General features: G+C 65.9%; 13 protein-coding genes. 7 read left to right on the forward strand and 6 right to left on the reverse strand.

All coding sequences use genetic code 11. From position 1 onward, the window contains the following. Positions 1-37: 37 nt before the first annotated feature. The 4 genes from C3Y15_RS05705 to fixL form a co-directional block, all read right to left on the reverse strand. Positions 38-2,125, reverse strand: coding sequence for a M3 family metallopeptidase (locus C3Y15_RS05705; protein ID WP_014723292.1), 2,088 nt, complete (start codon positions 2,123-2,125; stop codon positions 38-40). A 294-nt stretch (positions 2,126-2,419) separates the two neighbouring features. Next, complete coding sequence (gene folD / locus C3Y15_RS05710) at positions 2,420-3,274, reverse strand: bifunctional methylenetetrahydrofolate dehydrogenase/methenyltetrahydrofolate cyclohydrolase FolD (RefSeq protein ID WP_011885428.1); 855 nt, start codon at positions 3,272-3,274, stop codon at positions 2,420-2,422. A 239-nt stretch (positions 3,275-3,513) separates the two neighbouring features. Further along, a complete protein-coding gene (gene fixJ / locus C3Y15_RS05715) occupies positions 3,514-4,152 on the reverse strand; it encodes an oxygen response regulator transcription factor FixJ (protein ID WP_006493245.1) in 639 nt (212 codons plus the stop codon). Beyond that, the gene (fixL, locus tag C3Y15_RS05720) at positions 4,149-6,665 is read right to left on the reverse strand and encodes an oxygen sensor histidine kinase FixL (protein ID WP_124259919.1); all 2,517 of its coding nucleotides are present in this window, start codon (positions 6,663-6,665) and stop codon (positions 4,149-4,151) included. Before fixL ends, fixJ begins: the two co-directional genes overlap by 4 nt. A gap of 272 nt (positions 6,666-6,937) precedes the next feature. Between fixL and aceE the strand changes: the two genes are divergently transcribed. The 3 genes from aceE to lpdA all read left to right on the forward strand — a co-directional run bounded on the left by aceE (position 6,938) and on the right by lpdA (position 13,414). Further along, positions 6,938-9,634 carry a pyruvate dehydrogenase (acetyl-transferring), homodimeric type gene (aceE, locus tag C3Y15_RS05725; protein ID WP_011885426.1) on the forward strand — a complete coding sequence of 899 codons (2,697 nt, stop codon included), beginning with the start codon at positions 6,938-6,940 and terminating at the stop codon, positions 9,632-9,634. A 70-nt stretch (positions 9,635-9,704) separates the two neighbouring features. Then, a complete protein-coding gene (gene aceF, locus C3Y15_RS05730; RefSeq protein ID WP_069246269.1) occupies positions 9,705-11,345 on the forward strand; it encodes a dihydrolipoyllysine-residue acetyltransferase in 1,641 nt (546 codons plus the stop codon). 281 nt (positions 11,346-11,626) lie between these two features. Continuing rightward, entirely contained in the window at positions 11,627-13,414 is a 1,788-nt protein-coding gene (gene lpdA, locus C3Y15_RS05740; protein ID WP_124259920.1) for a dihydrolipoyl dehydrogenase, read from the forward strand. Between the two features lie 198 nt (positions 13,415-13,612). On the opposite strand, the gene C3Y15_RS05745 is transcribed toward lpdA, so the two are convergent. Then, positions 13,613-14,179 carry a phasin family protein gene (locus C3Y15_RS05745; protein WP_011885423.1) on the reverse strand — a complete coding sequence of 189 codons (567 nt, stop codon included), beginning with the start codon at positions 14,177-14,179 and terminating at the stop codon, positions 13,613-13,615. A 653-nt stretch (positions 14,180-14,832) separates the two neighbouring features. On the opposite strand from C3Y15_RS05745, the gene pbpG reads away from it, so the two are divergent. Then, positions 14,833-15,984, forward strand: a complete 1,152-nt coding sequence (gene pbpG, locus C3Y15_RS05750) for a D-alanyl-D-alanine endopeptidase (protein WP_011885421.1) — start codon at positions 14,833-14,835, stop codon at positions 15,982-15,984. Between the two features lie 104 nt (positions 15,985-16,088). Here pbpG and C3Y15_RS05755 read toward each other — a convergent pair whose 3' ends face one another. Next, positions 16,089-16,898 (reverse strand): IclR family transcriptional regulator, encoded by an 810-nt coding sequence (locus tag C3Y15_RS05755; RefSeq protein WP_011885420.1) that lies wholly within the window; start codon positions 16,896-16,898, stop codon positions 16,089-16,091. A gap of 194 nt (positions 16,899-17,092) precedes the next feature. On the opposite strand from C3Y15_RS05755, the gene C3Y15_RS05765 reads away from it, so the two are divergent. The 3 genes from C3Y15_RS05765 (at position 17,093) to C3Y15_RS05775 (ending at position 19,617) form a co-directional block, all read left to right on the forward strand. Then, positions 17,093-17,815 carry a (Fe-S)-binding protein gene (locus C3Y15_RS05765; RefSeq protein ID WP_011885419.1) on the forward strand — a complete coding sequence of 241 codons (723 nt, stop codon included), beginning with the start codon at positions 17,093-17,095 and terminating at the stop codon, positions 17,813-17,815. Between the two features lie 34 nt (positions 17,816-17,849). Further along, positions 17,850-19,262 carry a lactate utilization protein B gene (locus tag C3Y15_RS05770; protein WP_059460475.1) on the forward strand — a complete coding sequence of 471 codons (1,413 nt, stop codon included), beginning with the start codon at positions 17,850-17,852 and terminating at the stop codon, positions 19,260-19,262. A 127-nt stretch (positions 19,263-19,389) separates the two neighbouring features. Continuing rightward, positions 19,390-19,617: a hypothetical protein gene (locus tag C3Y15_RS05775; RefSeq protein WP_014723283.1), complete on the forward strand. Its 228-nt coding sequence runs from the start codon at positions 19,390-19,392 to the stop codon at positions 19,615-19,617. The last annotated feature ends 54 nt before the right edge of the window (positions 19,618-19,671 follow it).

The raw sequence follows: 19,671 nt of genomic DNA on the forward strand, positions 1-19,671 counted from the left end.
GCCGAAGTCGCCGGGCGAACCGCCCGGCAACGCGCGATCACTGCGCGGGCGCTGCCATACCGTTGTGACGCAGCAGCGCGTCGATTTCCGGCTCGCGGCCGCGGAACGCCTTGAACGAATCCATCGCCGGACGGCTGCCGCCCACTTCGAGGATCTCGCGGCGATAGCGCGTGCCGGTCGTCGCGTCGAGCACGCTGCCGCTTTCGGCGGCTGCTTCCTCGAACGCCGCATACGCGTCGGCCGACAGCACCTCGGCCCACTTGTAGCTGTAGTAGCCAGCCGCATAGCCGCCCGCAAAGATGTGGCTGAACGTGTTCGGCCAGCGCGAGAAGGCCGCCTGCGGGATCACGTGGTAGCGCTCGTTGATCTCGCGCGCGAAGGCGTTCACGCCGGTCGCGCCGGCCGGGTCGAAGTCGACGTGCAGCAGCATGTCGAACATCGAGAACACGATCTGCCGCAGCGTGCCGAGCCCGCTCTGGAAGTTCTTCGCGGCGATCATCTTGTCGAACAGCTCGCGCGGCAGCGCGGCACCGGTTTCCACGTGCGACGACATCGACGACAGCACGTCCCATTCCCAGCAGAAGTTCTCCATGAACTGCGATGGCAGCTCGACCGCGTCCCATTCGACGCCGTTGATGCCCGACACGCCCAGCTCGTCGACGCGCGTGAGCATGTGATGCAGCCCGTGGCCGAATTCGTGGAACAGCGTGATCACTTCGTCGTGCGTGAAGCACGCGGGCTTGCCGCCGACGGGCGCCGAGAAGTTGCAGGTGAGGTACGCGACCGGCGTCTGCACGGCGCCGTCGCGCTTCGCGCGCGCACGCGCGTCATCCATCCACGCGCCGCCGCGCTTGCCTTCGCGTGCGTACAGGTCGAGATAGAACTGCGCGACGAGCGAGCCGTCGCGGTTCTCGACGCGGAAGAAGCGCACGTCCTTGTGCCAGACCGGCGCATCGTCCGGCTTGATCCGTACGCCGAACAGCGTTTCGGTGACGGTGAAAAGGCCCTTCAGCACTGCCGGTTCCGGGAAGTACTGTTTGACTTCGTTCTCCGAGAACGCGTAGCGCTGCTGGCGCAGGCGCTCGGCCGCGAACGCGACGTCCCACGGCGCGAGCTCGGTGAACCCGAGCTCCTTCGCGGCGAACGCGCGCAATTCGTCCCAGTCCTTCTCCGCGTGCGGGCGCGCACGCGTTGCGAGATCCTCGAGGAAGGCGATCACCTGCTGCGGCGATTCGGCCATCTTCGGCGCGAGCGACACTTCGGCGAAGTTGCGGTAGCCGAGCATCTGCGCTTCTTCGCGGCGCAGCTTCAGCTCGTCGGCGACGATCGCCGTGTTGTCCCACTCGGCCTTGCCGCCGCCGTACTGCGGCCCGAGTTCCGACGCGCGCGTCGCATAGGCGCGGTACATCGTTTCGCGCATCGCGCGGTTCTCGGCGTATTGCAGCACCGGGAAGTACGACGGGAAGTGCAGCGTGAATTTCCAGCCTTCCTTGCCGTCCTTCTGCGCGGCTTCGCGGGCCGCCTCGATCGCGTCGCCCGGCAGCCCGGCCAGTTCGGCTTCGTCCTGCGCGAAATACGCATACGCGTTGGTCGCGTCTAGCACGTGATCGGAGAACGCCTTCGACAGCGCTGCCTGCTGCTCCTGCAGTTCCGCGAAGCGCGGCTTCTGGTCTTCGGGCAGCTCGGCGCCCGACAGGCGGAAATCGCGCAGCGCGTTATCGAGGATCTTCTTGCGTTCGGCGGACAGCGTCGCGTATTCGGCGCCCGCCGCGATCGCCTTGTACTTTTCGTACAACGCGAGGTTCTGGCCGACGCTCGACCAGAACTCGGTCACGCGCGGCAGATTTTCGCCGTACGCGGCGCGCAGTTCGGGCGTATCGGCGACCGCGTTCAGGTGGCCGACGACGCCCCACGCGCGCCCGAGCGGCTCCGTCGCCTGCTCGACCGTCTCGACGATCGCAGCCCAGGTCGCCGGCGTCTCGCTTGCGCTGGCGGTGTCGACCGCGCGGTTGGCGGCGGCCAGCAATACGTCGAGGGCGGGCGTCACGTGTTCCGGGCGGATCTCGCCGAAACGGGGCAGGCCGGAGAAATCGAGGAGCGGATTGGTATTGGCGCTGGCGGACATTAAGACTCCCTGTCTGTTGCCGGATGAACCGGAGTGAAAAGGGTGGGGCGCGCTGCGGCGGCGCTCGATACCGACATTATTGGGGCGCACGGCGCGGTTTCCAATCGTTAGTTTCTAACGATGCGATTGCGTGCGGGCGGCGGCGCGGGGTCGGATTGTGACGACACGCGACGAGCGGCGGCGGTGCGGGCGCGGCGGCGCGGTGCTGACACGGCCGCGGGCATGGCCGCGGCCGGGGAGATGCCGGCGCGCGAATGCGCGGCGGCAGAAGGGGCGGGCGCGAGCGCGCGGCGCTCAGGCCGTGGCTGCGCGCTCGGCGGCTTCGATCGTGTTGATCAGCAGCATCGTGATGGTCATCGGGCCGACGCCGCCCGGCACCGGCGTGATGTGGCCGGCCACGTCCTTCACGCCGGCGAAGTCGACGTCGCCGCACAGCTTGCCTGCGTCGTCGCGGTTCATGCCGACGTCGATCACCGTCGCGCCCGGCTTGACCATGTCGGCCGTCAGGATGTTGCGCTTGCCGACCGCGGCGACGACGATGTCGGCCTGCCGCGTGTGCGCGGCGAGGTCACGCGTCTTGCTGTGGCAGATCGTCACCGTTGCGCCGGCTTCGAGCAGCAGCATCGCCATCGGTTTGCCGACGATGTTCGAGCGGCCGATCACGACCGCGTTCGCGCCTTGCAGCGGGATGTCGTGCGCCTCGAACATCTTCATCACGCCATACGGCGTGCACGGGCGGAACAGCGGCTTGCCGGTCATCAGCGCGCCGGCGTTCGCGACGTGAAAGCCGTCGACGTCCTTCTCCGGCGCGATCGCCTCGATCACCTTGTGGCTGTCGATATGCGCGGGCAGCGGCAGTTGCACGAGGATCCCGTGGATCTTCGGGTCGCGGTTCAGCTCGTCGATGCGCGCGAGCAGGTCGGCCTCCGACAGCGTGTCCGGGTAGGCGTCCTTCAGCGAGAAGAAGCCGTTGTCCTCGCACGCCTTGATCTTGTTGCGCACGTAGACTTCGCTCGCCGGGTTCGCGCCGACGAGGATCACCGCGAGACCGGGCTGGTGGCCGCGTGCGGTCAGGGCGGCGGCGCGTTCGGCGGCCTGCGCGCGCAAGGTCTTCGAGAGGGCGTTGCCGTCGATGAGGAGGGCTGTCATGGTGGTGGTCCTGCCGGGAAGTTGGAATGCGGTCGTGCGGCGCGCGAAGCGCCGCAGCAAAGCACGCAATTATACCGTTCGCATGCCGTCGTCCGACAGTGAATACAAGGAAAGCGTCATGACGGCGGGGCCGGCGCCCCGGGAGGAGGCGCCCGGCCGTGCCGCGCGAGTGGGGCGCAGCGCGCGGCGCGAGGGAACGGCGAGGCGGCCGGGCGGGCGCCCGACGGCCGTGCGCAACGTCAGGCCTGCTTCTTCGACAGCGCGAGGCGCAGCAGATCGGCCACGGTGTTGACGTTGAGCTTCTCCATGATGTTCGCGCGGTGCGCTTCGACCGTCTTGATGCTGATGCCGAGATCGTCGGCGATCTGCTTGTTCAGGCGGCCGGCGATGATCCGCTCGAGCACCTGCTGCTCGCGCGCCGTCAGCTTCGACAGGCGCTCGCTCGCGGCACGCTGTTCCTGCACGCTCTTGCTTTCGCTTCGGGCCTTGTCGAGCATCCGCTCGACGAGCTTGCGCAGCTCGGCTTCGTCGAACGGTTTCTCGATAAAGTCCATCGCACCCTTTTTCATCGTCGAGACGGCCATCGGCACGTCGCCGTGACCGGTGACGAAAATGATCGGCAGCGCGGCGTTGTCGGCGATCAGGCGTTCCTGCAACTCGAGGCCGCTCATGCCCGACATCCGCACGTCGAGGATCAGGCATGCGATCTGGCCGGCCTGCTGCGCCGGCTGGTATGCATCGAGGAACTGCTCGGCGCTCGAGAAGCACTGCACGCGATAGCCGTTCGCCTCCAGCAGCCAGCGCAACGAGTCCCGTACGGCCTCGTCGTCGTCGACGACGAAGACGGTTTCCTGAGTGGTGGTAACAGGGCTATTCATAGTTCTCCCGTGACGGTATGTGATGCCGATGACTCGCGCCCCCCTTGGGCGAGATCAGCGGGTTCCCCAATGGGCAGGCTGCAGTGGAATGTCGCGCCGGAAATGCGGCCGTCCGGTTCGACATTGTTGACCACCCACAGACGCCCCCGATGCGATTCGATGATCGAACGGCAGATGTTCAGCCCCATGCCCATGCCGTCGGACTTGGTGCTGTAAAACGGTTCGAACAGGCGCTCGGCGGTCGCTTCGTCGACGCCCGGGCCCTGATCGATCACGCGGATGTCGACGAAGCCCGCGTCGATGTCGGCGACGACGCGAATCACGCCGTCCGCCGACGCCGGCTTCACGTCGGCCATAGCCTCGGCCGCGTTCTTCATCAGGTTCACGAGCACCTGCTCGATCAGCACGGGGTCGACATAAATAATAGGCATTCTTGCGAGGATTTCCGTGACGATCCGGATCCTGCGCTTCCTGGCCTCGATTTCGGCGAGCCCGACCGCATCGGCGACGATGTCCGCGACGCGCGCCGGCTGGCGCTTCGGCTCGCTGCGCTTCACGAATTCGCGAATCCGCTTGACGATCATCCCCGCGCGCAATGCCTGCTGCGCGGTCTTCTCGAGCGCCGGCTGCAGCGTCTCGGGCGTGCTGCGGCCGCTCTTCACGAGCGCGAGCGTGCCCGAGCAATAGTTGTTGATCGCGGCGAGCGGCTGATTCAATTCGTGAGCAATCGACGACGCCATTTCGCCCATCGTCATCAATCGGCTCGTGAACTGCAGTTTCTCTTCCTGCTGGTGCGCGAGTTCCTGCGCCTTCTTGCGGGTCGTGATGTCGGTCGCGATCTGCATCTGCGCGAGGTGGCCGTCGACCCACTGGATGTATTGGCGGCGCACCTCGAACCACTTCTGGATGCTCTCGACGTAGACCTCCTGCGCGTCGGCCGTGCTGTTGGTCAGCGCGGCGGCCGGCAGGCCGGCGAAGGCGTCGACCATGTCGATCGAGTCGGACGATGCCTGCGCGCGATCGAAGCCGCCGCCCGACAGCTCGAGATGGCCGTCCGGGCGAATGCCGAACAGGTGGCGGTAGTAGCGGTTCGCGAACAGCAGCTCGGCCTCGTCGGCGGCCAGCACCGACACGGCGGCGTCGAGGCTTTCGAGCACCGTCGTGAAGCGTTCGTGCGCGGCCGCGAGCTCCTCGCGTGCGCGCTTCGGCTCGGTGATGTCGGTCATCGACGACATCCAGCCGGTCTGCCGGCCCGAGCTGTCGATCAGCGGCGACACGTACAGGCGCGCATGGAACAGCGTGCCGTTCTTGCGCCGCACGCGCAGCTCGAAGCCCGAGCTCGGCGCCTTGCCGCGCAGCGTCATGTCGAGCTGGCGCTGCATTTCCGGGTAGGCGTCGCGCGGCCAGTACGGGAACGGCGCGACCTTGCCGACCAGGTCGCTTTCATCCCAGCCGGTCATCCGGCAGAACGCCGGGTTCACGTGGGTGATGCGGCCGTGCATGTCGAGCACGCGCATGCCGATCAGCACCGAGTTCTCCATCGCGCGGCGGAAGAACGCTTCCGCGTACAGCGCCTGCTGCGCCTCGAAGCGCTGCCGCGTGTGCTTCCACAGGCTCCAGAGGCTCCACAGCACGAAGCACGACAGGCCGGCCACGAGCCACACGAGCGTGTTGTTGGTGAGGTTCGTCAGCTGCGGGAACGCGTACACGCGCACGGTCAGCCCCTGGCCGGGCGGGTCGAGCGGCAGGTCGTAGTGGGAGTCGCGCGGCAGGCGCGGGCGCGTTGACGTCGACGACAGCTCGCGATTGTTCGAGTCGGTGATCGAGATCTTGTACTTCGACGACAGCTCCTGCGGGATGTCGTGCTTCAGGATCCCTTCGACCGAGAACACCGCGGCGATCGAGCCGAGGTATTCGCGATCGCCGCGCATCACGGGCGTCTGCAGCGTGATGAAGCCGTTGCCGAAGTCGTCGTAGATCAGCGGCGAATAGGCCTGGCGGCGCGTGCTGCGCGCCTCGTCGTAGGCGCCGCGCACGGCGTCTTCCATCTGCGCGTCGCCGGGCTTCGCGAGCCGCTGGCCGAGCAGCGGCGGATTCACGGTCGGCCAGCGCTGCACGCCGGGCGCCGTGTACCAGTTCAGATAGAGGATTTCCGGATGGGTCTGCATCACGTCCGCGACGGCCATCTGGAAGGCGTTCTGGTCGAGGCGGCCGGATGCGAGATCGCGCGACAGCGCCTGCAACTGCTCCTGCGCGCCCGTCATCGACAGGCGGATCTGCTGCTGCGCCCACGCAACGTTACGGAACAGCGTGTCTTCCTGCTGCTGCTGTTCGCGGCGATTGAGGCTCCATAAAATCAGGCTCATCACCACGAGGAACACGAGGATCGACAGCAGCGGCGTCAGCAGATAGGAGTTGGACCACCACGGTCCGTGGTGCCAGCGGGACGGCTGCGACTCCGCCGGCGGGCCCGACGGTCGCGCCGAGCGTGCGAAAAGCCGATCGGTCAACATGGCAGGATTGTAGCGCAGCGCAATACATGGAAAACCCATACCGGATATGTTGAGCGGAAACGAATTTGTGCGCGCCGCGCGTGCCGCCGAGCCCCGATGCATGGGTGCGCCGCAACAATATTCCGCATTACGAGAAAAGATCTCACAATTCGAAAATTTTGTTGCGCGCGGCCGTAGGCGCTCATTACAATCCGTCCAGCTTGCCCGCAGCCGGCCGCGACGCGTCGTCTGCACGAGAGCGATCCTCACATTCCAGGACCCAGGAGACGAGAATGTCCGCTGTACCGAACGAAGTGATGAAATACGTCGCCGCCGAGCGTGACGACGATCCGCAAGAAACCGTCGAATGGCTCGAGTCGCTCGACGGCGTGATCTCCTCCGTGGGCACCGGCCGCGCGCACTACCTGATCGAAAAGCAGATCGAATTCGCGCGCATGCACGGCGAACACCTGCCGTTCTCCGCGAACACCCCGTACATCAACACGATTCCGGTCGAAGCCCAGGCGAAGATTCCGGGCGACCAGGACATCGAGCACCGCATCCGTTCGTACACGCGCTGGAACGCGCTGGCGATGGTGCTGCGCGCAGGCAAGGACACGAACGTCGGCGGCCACATCGCGTCGTTCGCATCGGCCGCGACCCTCTATGACGTCGGCTACAACCACTTCTGGCACGCGGCGTCCGACCAGCACGGCGGCGATCTCGTGTTCGTCCAGGGCCACTCGTCGCCCGGCGTATACTCGCGCGCGTTCCTGCTCGGCCGCCTGTCGGAAGAACAGCTCGACAACTTCCGTCAGGAAGTCGACGGCAACGGCATCTCGTCGTACCCGCACCCGTGGCTGATGCCCGACTTCTGGCAGTTCCCGACGGTGTCGATGGGCCTCGGCCCGATCATGGCGATCTACCAGGCCCGCTTCATGAAGTACCTGGAATCGCGCGGCATCGCGCAGACGGCCGGCCGCAAGGTCTGGGCGTTCCTCGGCGACGGCGAGACGGACGAGCCGGAATCGCTCGGCGCAATCGGCATGGCGAGCCGCGAAAAGCTCGACAACCTCGTGTTCGTGATCAACTGCAACCTGCAGCGCCTCGACGGCCCGGTGCGTGGCAACGGCAAGATCATCCAGGAGCTCGAATCGGAGTTCCGCGGCGCCGGCTGGAACGTGATCAAGGTGATCTGGGGCAGCCGCTGGGATGCGCTGTTCGCGCGCGACAAGACGGGCGCGCTGATGCGCCGCATGATGGAAGCGGTCGACGGCGAATACCAGACGTACAAGTCGGAGTCGGGCGCCTACGTGCGCGAGCACTTCTTCAACACGCCCGAGCTGAAGGCGCTCGTCGCCGACTGGTCGGACGACGACATCTGGGCGCTGAACCGCGGCGGTCACGATCCGCACAAGATCTACGCGGCGTTCCACGAGGCGAGCAACTCGCAGGGCGCGCCGACCGTCATCCTCGCGAAGACCATCAAGGGCTACGGGATGGGCGAGTCGGGCCAGGCGATGAACATCACGCACCAGCAGAAGAAGCTGCCGGTCGAGCAACTGAAGAAGTTCCGCGATCAGTTCCGCCTGCCGATCACCGACGAGCAGATCGCCGACGTGCCGTACATCAAGTTCGAGGAAGGCTCGAAGGAACTCGAATACATGCGCCAGAAGCGCATGGAGCTCGGCGGCTATCTGCCGCACCGCCGCCAGAAGGCGACGTCGCTGCCGGTGCCGGCGCTCGACGCGTTCGAGCCGCTGCTCAAGGGCACGGGCGAGGGCCGCGAGATCTCGACGACGATGGCGTTCGTGCGGATCCTGAACATCCTGCTGAAGGACAAGGCGCTCGGCAAGCGCGTCGTGCCGATCGTCCCGGACGAATCGCGCACGTTCGGCATGGAAGGGCTGTTCCGCCAGATCGGCATCTGGAACCAGGACGGCCAGAAGTACGTGCCGGAAGATTCCGACCAGCTGATGTTCTACAAGGAATCGAAGACCGGCCAGATCCTGCAGGAAGGCATCAACGAAGCGGGCGGCATGTGCGACTGGATCGCGGCGGCGACGTCGTATTCGACGCACGGCGAGATCATGGTGCCGTTCTACATCTTCTATTCGATGTTCGGCTTCCAGCGGATCGGCGATCTGGCCTGGGCGGCTGGCGACATGCGCTCGCGCGGCTTCCTGCTCGGCGGCACGGCCGGGCGCACGACGCTGAACGGCGAAGGGCTGCAGCACGAAGACGGCCACTCGCTGCTGTGGGCCGCATCGGTGCCGAACTGCGTGAGCTACGACCCGACGTTCGGCTACGAACTCGCGGTGATCATCCAGGACGGCCTGCGCCGCATGGTGCAGGAACAGGAAGACGTGTACTACTACGTCACGGTGATGAACGAGAACTACGAGCACCCGGCGATTCCGCAGGGCGAGCACGTGGCGGCCGACATCATCAAGGGCATGTACGCGTTCCGCAAGGCCGAGGCCGACAAGAAGGCGCCGCGCGTGCAGCTGCTCGGCGCGGGCACGATCTTCAACGAAGTGATCGCCGCCGCGGATCTGCTGAAGAACGACTGGGGCGTCGCGGCCGACCTGTGGAGCGTGCCGAGCTTCACCGAACTCGCGCGTGAAGGTCACGACGTCGAGCGCTGGAACCTGCTCCATCCGACCGAGGAGCGTCGCCTGTCGCACGTGCAGAAGTGCCTGAAGGACACGCAGGGTCCGGTCATCGCGTCGACCGACTACGTGCGCGCGCTGGTCGACCAGATCCGCGGCCAGATCGATCGCCGCTTCGTCGTGCTGGGCACCGACGGCTTCGGTCGTTCGGACACCCGCGCGAAGCTGCGTCACTTCTTCGAAGTCGACCGTTACTGGGTCGCCGTCGCGGCGCTGAACGCGCTCGCCGACGAAGGCACGATCGAGCGCAAGGTGGTCGCGGACGCGATCGCCAAGTACAACCTCGATCCGTCGAAGCCCAACCCGATGACCGTTTAACGCACACGCGCCGTGTGACGCCGCGCGCCGCTTCCGGGAGGGGCGCGCGCGGCCATGGAGACACAAAAAGATGAGTCAAGCGATCGAAGTGAAGGTGCCGGATATCGGCGATTACAAGGACGTGCCCGTCATCGAGGTGCTCGTCAAGGTGGGCGACACGGTCGAGCCCGAGCAGTCGCTCGTCACGCTCGAGTCGGACAAGGCGACGATGGACGTGCCGAGCCCGGCAGCCGGCACGGTCAAGGAAGTGAAGGTCAAGGTCGGCGACGCCGTGTCGGAAGGCACGCTGATCATCCTTCTCGAAGGCGGCGCGGCCGCGCAGGCGAACGGCGCCGGTGCAGCGGCCGCCGCGCCGGCGCCGGCTGCTGCGCCCGCTGCCGCTGCACCGGCTGCTGCGCCGGCTGCGTCGGGCGGTACGCTCGAAGTGAAGGTGCCCGACATCGGCGACTACAAGGACGTCCCGGTGATCGAGATCGGCGTGAAGATCGGCGACACCGTCGAGAAAGAGCAGTCGCTCGTCACGCTCGAGTCGGACAAGGCGACGATGGACGTGCCGAGCCCGGCCGCCGGCGTCGTGAAGGACATCAAGGTCAAGGTCGGCGATGCGGTGTCGGAAGGCACGCTGATCGTGCTGCTCGAAGCGGCAGGTGCGGCTGCACCGGCCGTTGCGCCGGCGAGCGCGCCGGCTCCGGCCGCCGCTGCACCGGCACCGGCGGCAGCGCCTGCGCCCGCACCGGCAGCATCGGCACCGGCCGCTGCTGCGCCGGCTGCCGCCCCGTCGGGCGAATACCGCGCGAGCCACGCGTCGCCGTCGGTGCGCAAGTTCGCGCGCGAGCTCGGCGTCGACGTCGCGCGCGTGCCGGGCAGCGGCCCGAAGGGGCGCATCACCAAGGACGACATCACGGGCTTCGTGAAGGGCGTGATGTCAGGCCAGCGCGCGGCGCCGGGCGCGGCAGCCGCGCCGGCAGGCGGCGGCGAGCTGAATCTGCTGCCGTGGCCGAAGGTCGACTTCGCGAAGTTCGGCCCGTTCGAGGCGAAGCCGCTGTCGCGCATCAAGAAGATCTCGGGCGCGAACCTGCATCGCAACTGGGTGATGATCCCGCACGTCACGAACAACGACGAAGCGGACATCACCGAGCTCGAAGCGCTGCGCGTGCAGCTGAACAAGGAGCACGAGAAGGCGGGCGTGAAGTTCACGATGCTCGCGTTCGTGATCAAGGCGGTGGTGGCCGCGCTGAAGAAATTCCCGACCTTCAACGCGAGCCTCGACGGCGACAACCTGGTGTTCAAGCAGTACTACCACATCGGGTTCGCGGCCGACACGCCCAACGGTCTCGTCGTGCCGGTGATCCGCGATGCGGACAAGAAGGGCCTCGTCGATATCGCGAAGGAAATGGCCGAGCTGTCGAAGGCCGCGCGCGACGGCAAGCTCAAGCCCGACCAGATGCAGGGCGGCTGCTTCTCGATCTCGTCGCTCGGCGGGATCGGCGGCACGCACTTCACGCCGATCATCAACGCGCCGGAAGTGGCGATCCTCGGGTTGTCGCGCGGGCAGATGAAGCCGGTGTGGGACGGCAAGCAGTTCGTGCCGCGGTTGACGTTGCCGCTTTCCCTGTCGTACGACCATCGCGTGATCGATGGCGCCGAAGCCGCGCGGTTCAATGCGTATCTCGGCGCGTTGCTCGCGGATTTCCGTCGCATCATTCTTTGATGAGAAGAGGGGCTCGCGGGGGCGTGCGTTTTTCGTTTTTGTCGGTGCGCCCCGTACTGTCGTTGAACCTGTTTTGCATGCGGTCTGCTGGCGTCGCCCCTGCGCGGGGCGGCGGTCACTTTTCTTTGTCTTCCAAAGAAAAGTAACCAAAAGAAAGGCGCGTCCTTGGGCGGACAGCAAAGGTGGTTCTGCCCAGGTTCGCGTTCTCTTGTCAGGCCGTGGCCGGTTCGTCGCGCGAGTTTCCATTCCCTCTCTCCGTAGCCAACAAGAAGGGGACGTACATGAGTCTCATCGAAGTCAAAGTTCCAGATATCGGCGATTTCAGCGGCGTCGATGTCATCGAAGTCAACATCAAACCCGGCGACGTGATCGAAAAAGAGCAAACGCTCCTCACGCTCGAATCCGATAAGGCATCCATGGAAGTGCCCAGCGACATCGCCGGCACCGTCAAGGAAATCAAAGTCAAAGCCGGCGACAAAGTCTCGCAAGGCACCGTGATCGCTCTCGTCGAAGCGTCCGCAGGGGCAGCCGCACCCGCACCGGCAAAAGCACCAGAGCCTGCCAAGCCCGTCGCGGCCGCGGCACCGGCAGCGGCTCCGGCACAGGCCGCAGCCGCCTCGGCACCCGCGCCGCAAGCCGGCAGCTACGGCGGCTCAGTCGACATCGAGTGCGACATGCTCGTGCTCGGCGCCGGCCCCGGCGGCTACTCGGCCGCGTTCCGCGCCGCCGACCTCGGCATGAAGACGGTGCTCGTCGAACGCTATTCGACACTCGGCGGCGTATGCCTGAACGTCGGCTGCATCCCGTCGAAAGCACTGCTGCACACGGCGCTCGTCGTCGAGGAAGCCGCAGCGCTCGCGTCGCACGGCATCACGTTCGGCAAGCCCCAGGTCGACCTCGACAAGCTGCGCGACTTCAAGGGCGGCGTCGTCAAGAAACTGACCACCGGCCTCGCCGGCATGGCGAAGGCGCGCAAGGTCGAAGTCGTGACCGGCATCGGCGCATTCCTCGACGCGTTCCACATGGAAGTGCAGGGCGACAACGGCAAGAAGATCGTCAAGTTCAAGCAGGCCATCATCGCCGCCGGCTCGCAGGCGGTGAAGCTGCCCTTCATGCCGGAAGACCCGCGCGTCGTCGATTCGACCGGTGCACTCGAGCTGCGCCAGCTGCCGAAGCGGATGCTCGTGATCGGCGGCGGCATCATCGGCCTCGAAATGGCGACGGTGTACTCGACGCTCGGCGCCGAGATCGACGTCGTCGAAATGATGGACGGCCTGATGATGGGCGCCGACCGCGATCTCGTGAAGGTCTGGGAAAAGTTCAACGCGAAGCGCTTCGGCAACGTGATGCTGAAGACCAAGACGGTCGGCGCGCAAGCGAAGGAAGACGGCATCTACGTGAAGTTCGAAGGCGAGAAGGCGCCCGCGGAAGCGCAGCGCTATGACCTCGTGCTCGTCGCGGTAGGCCGCAGTCCGAACGGCAAGAAGATCGGCGCGGACAAGGCGGGCGTCGCGGTCACCGAGCGCGGCTTCATCGACGTCGACAAGCAGATGCGCACGAACGTGCCGCACATCTTCGCGATCGGCGATATCGTCGGCCAGCCGATGCTCGCGCACAAGGCCGTGCATGAAGGCCACGTCGCAGCCGAAGCCGCGCACGGCGAAAAGGCGTACTTCGACGCGCTGCAGATTCCGTCGGTGGCATACACCGATCCGGAAGTGGCATGGGCCGGCAAGACGGAAGATCAGTGCAAGGCCGAAGGCATCAAGTACGGCAAGGCGGTGTTCCCGTGGGCCGCGTCGGGCCGCGCGATCGCGAACGGCCGCGACGAAGGCTTCACGAAGCTGATCTTCGACGAGGAAACCCATCGCGTGATCGGCGGCGGCATCGTGGGCCTGAACGCGGGCGACCTGATCAGCGAAGTGTGTCTCGCGGTCGAAATGGGCGCGGACGCGGAAGACATCGGCAAGACGATTCACCCGCACCCGACGCTCGGCGAATCGGTCGGCATGGCCGCCGAATTGTATGAAGGCGTCTGCACGGATTTGCCGCCGCAACGCAAGAAGTGACGCAGCCTTAACGACCGGCCTCGCGCCGGTCGCGAAAAAACGCCGCCGTCCGGTCGTACCGGGCGGCGGCGTTTTGTTTTGTTCTGTCTCGTGCGGGCGCAGCGTCACGCCAACGCCGAACGCGGGCACACGCGCGAATCCGCTGCCGAAAATGAAAAAGGCCGCGCAGTGCGCGGCCTTTCCCGGAGCAGCTGACGCTTACGCGGCCGGCTTGCTCGAACGGCGCGATGCGGCGGCGGTCGCAGCCTTCGTCGCGACTGCAGCAGCGGCGTTGAAGTTCGTCTCGGCGATCTCGACGGCTTGCTTCGCAGCCTTCTGGACCGTTTCGTACGTGGTGTTTGCTGCGTTCAGCGCCGACTTCAGCGCGGCAACCGCGGTTTCCGAACCGGCCGGCGCGTTCTTCGCGACGTTGTCGACGAGCGCCTGGACCTTCTTGTTCTGCTCGTCGAATTGCGCTTCGGCAACCTTCGCGAACTCGGCTTGCGTAGCCGACGCGATTTCATACAGGTGACGGCTGTACGACAGCACCTTCTCGGCAACCGGCTGCGACAGGCTTGCCTGCAGCGCGATCAGCTCCTGCGCGTCCTTAACCGACAGCAGGCGCTGTGCGTTTTCCTGGCTTTCCGTCAGCGTCGACTTCACGACCTGCAGGTTCAGTTCGATCAGCTTTTCGACGCCTTCGAACGCCTTGGTCGTCAGACCGAACAGGCTTTCGAGATTGGCTTTCTGTGCGGCGGCGATTTGCTCGGGGGTCAGCAAGGACATGTCAAGCTCCTGAAAAGCGATCGCGTCGATCGCAGGGATAAAGGGCACTACGACGGGGAACTTCGTGTTGACGTGCTTTGTGCAACGCAACAATGAGTCCTATTTTAGGGCACAGAAAAGTCTTGTCAAGCACTTTTTGTGCATTGCACAATGGGGACAAATTATCTATAAAACAACGAGTTAACTCGCCCGTCCGGAACCGATTTCAGTCGCAATCCCACATGTTGCGCGGCCTGCCCCGGCAGCGCGCAGTGCACCATCGGCAAGCACAGGTAAACCTGACAGGCACCTGGAACGTTATGCTTCTGTTCCGGTCGAAAAGCGCGTCGTTTCGATGCGTACCATGGCGACGTGCCGCCGCCGTGGTTGAAACCGATGCCATTGGCCCGCCGAGCGCCGGATCCGTACTTTCCCCGCTTTAATTTGTCGCCAAAGTGACGTTATCTCAATTAACCGTGTGGTTATCGGGAGGCGGGTACTGTCGGGCAGCGCGGCCCATGAAATTTTTCGATGGGGGCGGGAGGATCGATCGACGCATCATGGTCGACCCTTACATTCCGGTTTAAAGACGATCGGTAAGTGCCTAATATTGCTCTTTTTTTCAGCTTTAACTACACTTGCGGAAACCTCCCGCCCGCTTTGTCCAGACCCCAATGAAAGCCGAATCGTTTTCACCGCGCAGATTGTTGCAGAGCATGACGCTCGGCACGGCTGTGTCGGTCGCCGTCGCGTTGCTCGCGACTGCCGCGACCGTCGCGCCCGCTGACGCCGTCGCCGCCACTGCGAAGACCCACCAGGCCGCCAAGAAAGCCGCTTCCGCTTCGTCCGCGAAGAAGAAGACGGTGAAGGCCGCCTCCGCCAAATCCGCGAACGTCGCATCGGCCGAAGCGCCGCGCGCCACGCGCAAGCGGGCGACGCTCGCGGCCAACGTGCGCGGCCATCACGGCGCGGTGCGCAAGGTCGCGTTCCAGCCGCGCCGCCCGACGGTCGGTCAGGCGTTCGGCCTGCACGACACGCCGGACGCCCTCGCGCTGCGCTCGAGCGTCGCGTACGTCGTCGACCAGAACACCGGCGAGCCGCTGTTCGACAAGAATTCGCACGCCGTCGTGCCGATCGCGTCGATCTCGAAGCTGATGACCGCGATGGTCGTGCTCGACTCGAAGGCGCCGATGACCGACCAGATCGAGGTCACCGACGAAGACCGCGACTACGAGAAGGGCACGGGCTCGCGCCTGTCGGTCGGCTCGGTCCTGTCGCGCGAGGACATGCTGCACATCGCGCTGATGGCATCGGAGAACCGTGCCGCCGCGGCGCTGTCGCGCTATTACCCGGGCGGCCGCCCGGCGTTCATCGCGGCGATGAACGCGAAGGCGAAGTCGCTCGGCATGAACGACACGCACTTCGAGAATTCGACGGGCCTGTCGAGCTCGAACGTGTCGAGCGCGCGCGACCTCGTCAAGATGGTCAACGCCGCATACCAGTATCCGCTGATCCGCCAGTTCTCGACCGACCGTACGTACGACGTGAACACGGGCAAGCGCACGCTGGTCTACAACAGCACGAACGCGCTGATTCGCGGCAATGGCTCGTGGGACATCGGCCTGCAGAAGACGGGCTTCATCAACGAAGCCGGCGAGTGTCTGGTGATGCAGGCGACGATCCACGGCCGCCCGATGGTGATGGTGCTGCTCGATTCGTTCGGCAAGTATTCGCGCTTTGCCGACGCGTCGCGCCTGCGCAACTGGCTCGACGCCGGCGGCGGCGAGCGGCTCACGGCAGCCAATACCCCGAACGGCGGCACCTGATCGCGCTGCGGCGGCCGGCCCGCCGCACCGATGTCCCAAACAACGAAAAAGCCCCGCGATGCAATCGCGGGGCTTTTTCGTTGCAGCCGTCGGCGCGGCGCGGATTACGCCTGCCGCTGCAGTCCTTCCGTCTCTTTCGCGGGCGCCGGGCGGTAGCCGAGCGCCTCGGAGATCGTCAGCGCGGTGCGGCTCAACTGGCCGAGCCACGCGTCCTGCAGGCGATCGGCCGGGGCCGACAGCGACAGGCCGGCCACCAGCTTGCCCGAGTCGTCGTAGATGCCCGCGGCGATACAGCGCACGCCGAGCTCCAGCTCCTCGTTGTCGCGCGCGCACGATTGCTGGCGCACGATGGCCAGCTCGCGCTCGAGCTTCGCGATGTCGGTAATGCTGTTCTGCGTGTGGCCGGACAGCCCGGTGCGCGTCGCATAGGCGCGCACGCGCGCGGTTTCGTCGGCGGCGAGAAACAGCTTGCCGACCGACGTCAGGTGCAGCGGCGCGCGGCCGCCGATCGCGCGGACCACCTGCATCCCCGAGCGCTCCGAGTAGGCGCGCTCGATGTAGACGATTTCGTCGCCTTGGCGCACCGACAGGTTCACCGTCTGGCCGGTGAGGCGATGCAGCTCGCGCATCGGCATCAGCGCGGCGTCGCGTACCGACAGCCGCGCCTTCACCAGGTTGCCGAGCTCGAGCAGCCGCATGCCGAGCCGGTAGGTGCCGGGGTCGGAGCGGTCGACGAGGCGGCAGGTCACCATGTCGTTGAGAATGCGGTGCGCGGTCGACGGATGCAGTTCCGTGCGTTGCGCGAGTTCCTTCAGACTGACGGGGTCGCTGTGCGCGGCGAGCGCGTCCAGCAGCCGCATCATCCGTTCGATCACCTGGATCGAGGTTTTGGAATCCGGGGTGGGTTGGGTCATATCGGCGGAAAAATCGGCGGAGAATCGGTTGACGCATCAAGCGGGTTGCGTCGATTGTATCTCGTATCGTGAAAAAAGCGAACGCCGTTCGAGGAACCCCTCGTTTCCGGCGGGCCGGTTACGGCGTGCGCGCCGGCGTTGGTCTTGCAGGCCAAACGGCGGATAATGAGACCCGTTTTCTCGAAGGAGCACGTATGCGAGTCGGTTTGTTCGTGACCTGTCTGGTCGATCTGATGCGTCCGGAAATCGGTTTTTCGGCGCTGAAACTGATTCGCGAAGCCGGCTACGAGGTGTTCGTGCCGCCTGCGCAAACCTGCTGCGGGCAGCCGGCGTACAACTCCGGCGACCGCGCGCTCGCGCGCGACCTCGCGGAGAAGACGCTGCGCGAGTTCGAGCAGTTCGATTACGTGGTCGCGCCGTCGGGTTCGTGCGGCGGAATGATCCGCGCGCATTACGGCGACCTGTTCCGCGACGATCCCGAACTGATGGCGCGCTACGGGCGACTCCAGCAGAAGGTCTACGAACTCACCGATTTTCTCGCGAACGTCGCGAAGGTCACGCTCGCGCCCGGCGAATTCACCGGCCCCGTCACCTATCACGACTCGTGCTCCGGCCTGCGCGAGCTCGGCGTCAAGGCGCAGCCGCGCGCGCTGCTCGCGCAGCGCGGCGTGGCGATCAACGAGATGAAGGACTGCGAGCACTGCTGCGGATTCGGCGGCACGTTCTCGGTCAAGTACGGCGACATTTCGGCGGCCATCGCGGACGAAAAATGCGCGAACGTGCGCGCGTCCGGCGCCGGCGCGGTCGTGCTCGGCGATCTCGGCTGCATGCTGAACATCGAAGGGCGGTTGCGCCGCACCGGCGACCGCGACACGCGCGTGCTGCACATCGCGCAAGTGCTGGCGGGCGACGTCTGACGCCCGGTTCCGCTCACTTTTTCCCGATCCCGCGATGCAAGTCCAATCGATGCATTTCAAGGCGCGCGCCGGCCAGAAACTCGCCGACCAGCGTCTGCAGCAGAACCTGAAGAAGCTGTCGACGAAATTCGTGTCGGCACGCGCCGACGCGATGACCGCGATCGACTTCCCGGCGACGCGCGCCGCGCTGAAGGCGCGCCGCAACCGGGCGCTCGAGAATCTCGACGTGTGGCTCGAGGCGTTCGAGCGCGAGGCGACGCGGCGCGGCACGACGGTGCTGTACGCCGAAACGACCGCGGACGCCGCGCGGCTCGTCGCCGACATCGCGCGCCGGCACGACGTCAAGAAGGTCATCAAGACGAAGTCGATGGTGTCCGAGGAGATGCGTCTGAACGCGGTGCTCGCCGAGATGGGCGTGCAGTCGATCGAGACGGATCTCGGCGAATACATCCTGCAGATCAACGACAACGAGCCGCCGAGCCACATCATCGCGCCCGTCGTCCACAAGGACAAGGACGAGATCGCCGACCTGTTCGCGCGCACGCATCACCGCGAGCGGCTGACCGAGATCACCGACATGACGCGCGAGGCGCGCGACGTGCTGCGCCCGCACTTCATGTCGGCCGACATGGGCGTGACGGGCGGCAACTTCGTGATCGCCGAGACGGGTTCGGTCGCGGTCGTCACGAACGAAGGCAACGAAGGGATGTGTACGGTGATGCCGCGCGTACACGTCGCGGTGACCGGCATCGAGAAGGTGCTCCCGACGCTCGAGGATCTCGCGACCGCGATGCGCCTGCTGCCGCGTTCGGCCACCGGGCAGAAGACCTCGAACTATTTCTCGCTGCTCACCGGCCCGCGCGGCCCCGGCGACGAGGACGGCCCCGAGCACAACTACGTGGTGCTCGTCGACGGCGGCCGCACGGGGCTGATCGGCGGCGAATTCCAGGAGATGCTGCGCTGCATCCGCTGCGGCGCGTGCATGAACCACTGTCCGGTCTACCAGAAGGTCGGCGGCCACGCGTACGGCTGGGTCTATCCGGGCCCGATGGGCTCGGTGCTGACGCCGAGCTACGTCGGCATCGATCGCGCGCTCGACCTGCCGCAGGCCGCGACGCTGTGCGGCGAATGCGACAGCGTGTGCCCGGCCGGCATCCCGCTGTCGCACCTGCTGCGCACGTTGCGCGAGAAGCAGGTGGAGCGCCATCTGCGGCCGTGGCGCGAGCGCGCGGGGCTCGCCGCGTGGGGCTTCTTCGCGCGGCGCCCGATGTTGTACGCGCTGACGACCAAGCTCGCGGTGCGCATCCTCGAGCGCCTGGGCGGCAGCGGCGGGACGCTGCGCCGCCTGCCGATGATGGGCGGCTGGATGGACACCCGCGACATGCCGACGCCGACCGGCCGCACGTTCCGCGAACTGTACGCCGCGTCGCAAAGCCATCTCGGCTGAGGACTGTTCATCGAGCGACAACAGTGCGTTCGCTATTCGCATATTTATCTTGATAGATGCGGTCTATAGAATCTTGCTTATCGTCACCGAAACCGGGTTTCGGGACATCAGGTCAAGGAGCCGCATCATGAGAAAGACAATATCGATGTACTGGCCGCTGGCAATCGTCGTTCCGCTCGCCGCGGCCGCCTATCTGCACGCAATGAGCGACGAACCGTCGCGGGGCCCGCTCGCCGTGCATCAGGCGTCGGCGGAACTCGCGCGCGCCGTGTCGTTCGGCCTGGTCGACGACGCCGCGAAGCCGATCTCGGGCGCGTCCGGCGACGCGATGCTCGCCGCGCCGAAGGCGCTGTAGGACAGGCGGCCGGCGCTTTGCGCCGCGGCGCGATTTCGTGCGCCTTTGTATAAT

The organism is Burkholderia sp. B10 (assembly GCF_004368385.1).
Lineage (GTDB): Bacteria > Pseudomonadota > Gammaproteobacteria > Burkholderiales > Burkholderiaceae > Burkholderia > Burkholderia vietnamiensis.